The 4,687-nt window shown below is 70.6% G+C and carries 3 protein-coding genes; 2 read left to right on the plus strand and 1 reads right to left on the minus strand.

What is annotated here, in order from left to right; translation table 11 throughout:
• On the minus strand, window positions 1-251 hold a 251-nt coding region (locus tag AC13HU_RS32545), incomplete at its 3' end, for a hypothetical protein (RefSeq protein WP_483045580.1).
• Between the two features lie 576 nt (window positions 252-827).
• Between AC13HU_RS32545 and AC13HU_RS32550 the strand changes: the two genes are divergently transcribed.
• Window positions 828-2,039 carry a cytochrome P450 family protein gene (locus AC13HU_RS32550; protein WP_483045581.1) on the plus strand — a complete coding sequence of 404 codons (1,212 nt, stop codon included), beginning with the start codon at window positions 828-830 and terminating at the stop codon, window positions 2,037-2,039.
• A 267-nt stretch (window positions 2,040-2,306) separates the two neighbouring features.
• A partial coding sequence (locus tag AC13HU_RS32555; RefSeq protein ID WP_483045582.1) for a type I polyketide synthase occupies window positions 2,307-4,687 on the plus strand: 2,381 nt, incomplete at its 3' end.

The raw sequence follows: 4,687 nt of genomic DNA on the forward strand, positions 1-4,687 counted from the left end.
TCTATGAGCTGCCCGGTGGCGACAACGTTGCCTGACCGCACCAGCAGCAGCCCGAGCAACGCGCGGTGGCGCAAAGGCCCCAGTGGCAGCGCACGCCCGGCCTGCACCGCGGTGAGCGAGCCGAAGACGCGTAACTCCCATGCACCGGGGTCTTTTTCCTTCCCTTGGCCCGGAGCCCGCGCAGCCCCTCTCGGCGCGAGCGTCCGCACACTCGTCTGTTCCACGGTCTCGCGCTCGGAGGGTTCAGCCATGCCCATCCTTACTTCACGGGAGGTGGGGTGAATCGTGCGTCGCCCGGTCCGGGCTGGGCACACTTACCGTGGTCCACTCGGGCCGTCGAGAACACGGCCGGATTCTTTCGGCCGGACCGTAAGAGCCGGGTGAGCGGGGCGGCTTGCCCGCACACCTTCCGCCGCCGATCACCTCCTCGGGTGCAGCCGATCCGTCCTCGCAGCTCACACCGGTGTCCGTACTGGTGCACGAGTCGCCGGATATCCCCCCGTCAGTGGTGCTGGTGCGATCGTAGAGCACTTGTTTTGCGCCTGGTGCAGAACTTTGACTTTTTTGACCGAGATGAGGCGGCTTGCCGCCTGACGGCACAAAGGCGCAACTGACGCAACCGAGTTGACGGAATCCCGGGTGTCGAGTGCGTGTCCGGGGCGTGACCGACGTGCTGTCGGCAAGGGTCTCGCAAGGCTCCGCCAGCGTTCCGCAAGGTGTCCCGCCAGCGCCCGGCAAGGGGCGCGGGCCATGCTCCCCGCAGCAGCCCGGCAGGACCCGGAGCAGGGCGGCGATCCCGTGGTCAGGAAGGCGCAGTCGTGCAGGAGATGCAGGTGACCGAGGAACTGGACGTCAGCTTCGTCCAGACCCCCCACGAGGTACTGAAGCGGCTCCGCGAGGCCGGACCCGCCGTGAAAGTGATGCTGCCGAACGGTTCGCTGGTATGGATCGTGACCCGCTACGACGAGGTGCGGCAGGCACTGAGCGAGACCCGGCTGAGCAAGGACTTCAAGGGTCTCAACGAGCTGATGGCCAAGCACACCAAGGAGGGCCACGCGCCGAAGCAGTACGACGAGGCGCTCGTCGGCCACATGCTCGCCAGCGACCCGCCGGACCACACCCGGATGCGTCGGCTGGTCAACAAGGCGTTCACGCCACGCCGGGTGGAGGGCATGCGGCCCATGCTGGAGGAGCTGACCACCCAGCTGCTCGACGAGATGGACCGGCACGAGACGATCGACCTGCTGGAGGCGTTCGCCTACCCGGTGCCGATGGAACTGCTGTGCACGCTGCTCGGCGTGCCGGAGGCCGAGCGGCTCGCCTTCGGCCGGTACGCGGCCGTCGTCCTGTCCGACCTCGCCCCGGAGGGGTACGAGGAGGCCACCCGGGCGATGCGCGAGTACCTGGTGAAGCTGATCCGGGTCAAGCGCGAGAACCCCGGCGAGGACCTGCTGAGCGCGCTGATCTCGGCCCGCGACGAGGACGACAAGCTCACCGAGGGCGAACTGCTCGCCACGATCTACCTGATGTTCTCGGCCGGCACGGAGACCGCGGTCAACCTCATCGGCAACGGTGTGCTGGCCCTCCTCACCCACCCTGCCGAACTCGCCAGGCTGCGCGCCGACCGCTCGCTGCTGCCGCAGGCCGTGGAGGAGTTCCTGCGCTTCGACGGCCCGGTGAACCTCGCCACGTTCCGGTACACCATCGAGCCGGTGCCGCTCGGCGACGTCACGATCCCGGTCGGCGAGGTGGTCATGGTGTCGCTGATGGCCGCCAACCGCGACCCCGACCGCTTCGACCAGCCGGAACTCTTCGACATCTCCCGGCCGATCGGCGGCCAGATGACCTTCGGGCACGGCATCCACTACTGCATGGGCGCTCCGCTGGCCCGCCTGGAGGCCGAGATCGCCATAGGCATGCTCCTCGACCGCTTCCCCGACCTGTCCCTCGCCGGCGACCCGAACGAGCTGCGGTGGCGGCCCAGCACGGTCACCCACGGCCTGGAGAAGCTACCGGTCCGGCCGCACGGGGCCGTCTGAGGTCCCGTCACCCGCCCTGTTTTCCCAGGCGATTCCTCGTTCGGCGGCGCAGCGAAAGGGACAAGTGTGATGGGTGCGGTTCACGACGCGGACATGGGTGCCGACGCAGCCACGGACACGAGTGCCGACGCCGCTCCGGACCCGCGGGACGGTGCGGCTGCGAACGCGGGTGCCAACGCCGGTGCCGACGCGGGTGCCAACGCCGGTACGGACCCGCGGGACGGTGCGGCCACCGGCCCGCGGGACGAGCCGATCGCGGTCATCGGCATGGCGTGCCGGCTGCCGGGCGCCCCCGACCCGTCCGCCTTCTGGCAGTTGCTGCGCGAGGGCCGCGACGCGATCTCCGAGCCGCCGCCCGACCGCTGCCCGGCGGGCGCCGACGACGACCTGCCGCCCCGCCGCGGCGGCTACCTGGACCGCGTCGACGGCTTCGACGCGGCCTTCTTCGGTGTCTCGCCCCGCGAGGCGCTGGCCATGGACCCCCAGCAGCGACTCACCCTGGAACTGGGCTGGGAAGCGCTGGAGGACGCCGGTATCGCCCCCGATTCCCTCAGCGGAACGCCCGCGGGCGTGTACGTCGGCGCGATCGCCGACGACTACGCCGCCCTTCTGCGCCGCAGCGGCCCACAAGGCATCACGCGGCACGTGTTCACCGGCGTCCAGCGAGGGGTGATAGCCAACCGGCTCTCCTACTCGCTGGGGCTGCGGGGGCCGAGCCTGACGGTCGACTGCGGCCAGTCCTCGTCACTGGTCGCAGTCCACCTGGCCGCGGCGGCCCTGCGCCGCGGCGAGTCGGCGCTCGCCCTGGCGGGCGGCGTCCACCTGAACCTGGTGCCCGAGAGCACCACCGCGGTCGAGCGCTTCGGCGCGCTCTCCCCGGACGGCCGCTGCCACACCTTCGACGCGCGCGCCAACGGCTTCGTACGGGGCGAGGGCGGCGGCCTGGTCGTTCTCAAACCGTTGTCCCGCGCCCTGGCCGACGGGGATCGCGTCTACTGCGTGCTCAGCGGCTCCGCCGTCAATCACGACGGCGCCGGCGAGGGCCTGGCCGTACCGAACGCGGCGGCCCAACAAGAGGTCGTGTCCGCCGCACTCGCCGACGCGGGCGTACGCGCCGCGGACGTGCAGTACGTCGAACTCCACGGCACCGGCACCCCGGTCGGCGATCCCGTCGAGGCCGCCGCACTCGGTGCCGCGCTGGGCACGGCACCCGGCCGGACGGTCCCCCTGGCGGTCGGCTCGGCCAAGACCAACGTCGGCCATCTCGAAGGTGCGGCCGGCGTGGTGGGCCTGCTGAAGGCCGCGCTCTCCCTGCACCATCGGGAACTCCCCGCCAGCCTCAACTTCGAGACGCCCAACCCGGCCATCCCCTTCGAGCGGCTGCGGTTGCGGGTGCAGACGGACACGGGCGGCTGGCCCCGGCCCGACCAACCGCTCGTGGCCGGCGTGTCGGCGTTCGGGGTGGGCGGCACCAACGCCCACATGGTCCTGACGGAGGCGTCGGCGGTCGAGCCGATGGCGTCGGAGGCGGAGCCGGGCGGAGGAGCTGCGGAGCCCGGTGAAGCGGCGGCGGAGCCGGGTGGAGCGGTGCCGCTGGTGGTGTCGGCGGCGAGCAAGGAGGCGCTGGCGGCCCTGGGCGGGCGGCTGGCGGAGCGGCTGGAATCCGACCCCGACCTCCAACTCGCGGATTTCGCCCACGCATTGGCCACCACACGCGCACTCCTCCCCCACCGCGCGGTCGTGGTCGCCGATGACCGGGACGCCGCCCTGACCGGTCTACGTGCGCTCGCCGAGGACCGGCCCACCCCCCACCTCATCACCGGCCACGCCCAACCACCCGGCCCCGGACCCATCTTCGTCTTCCCCGGCCAAGGCTCCCAATGGCCCGGCATGGCCCACGACCTCTATGCCGACAACCCCGTCTTCCGCGACTGCCTGAACACCTGCGCCGACGCCCTGGACCCGCTCACCGGCTGGTCCCTCATCGACACACTGACGGGGCCGGACGAGGAATGGCTGGAACGGGTGGACATCGTCCAACCCGCCCTGTTCGCCATGATGATCGCCCTCGCCCGCCTCTGGATCAGCCACGGCATCCAACCCGCCGCCGTCATCGGCCACTCCCAAGGCGAAATCGCCGCCGCCCACATCGCCGGCATCCTCACCCTCCACGACGCCGCCCACATCATCACCACCCGCTCCACCGCCATGCGCCACCTCACCGGCCACGGCGGCATGGCCACCATCAACGCACCCGCCCACCACATCCAACAACAACTCAACCAACTCAACTGCCACGACGCCACCATCGCCGCCCACAACTCCCCCACCACCACCGTCATCACCGGCACACCCCAAGCCCTCGACCACCTCACCACCCACTTCGAAACACACGGCCACCGGGTGCGCCGCATCAACGTCGACTACGCCTCCCACTCACCCCAAGTCGACACCCACCAACACCACATCACCACCGCACTCGCCGACATCAACCCCCAACCCGCCACCATCCCGATGATCTCCACCGTCACCGCACAACCCATCCACGGACCCGAACTCAACCCCACCTACTGGTACACCAACCTCCGCCAACCCGTCCTCTTCCACCAAGCCCTCACCCATCTCACCACCACCGGCCACCACACCAC

The organism is Streptomyces sp. NH27 (assembly GCF_056859195.1).

What these genes read in the sequence shown, in the direction of transcription:
- AC13HU_RS32550 (WP_483045581.1), top strand. Translation starts at nt 828, where the DNA reads ATGCAGGTGACCGAGGAACTGGACGTCAGCTTCGTCCAGACCCCCCAC.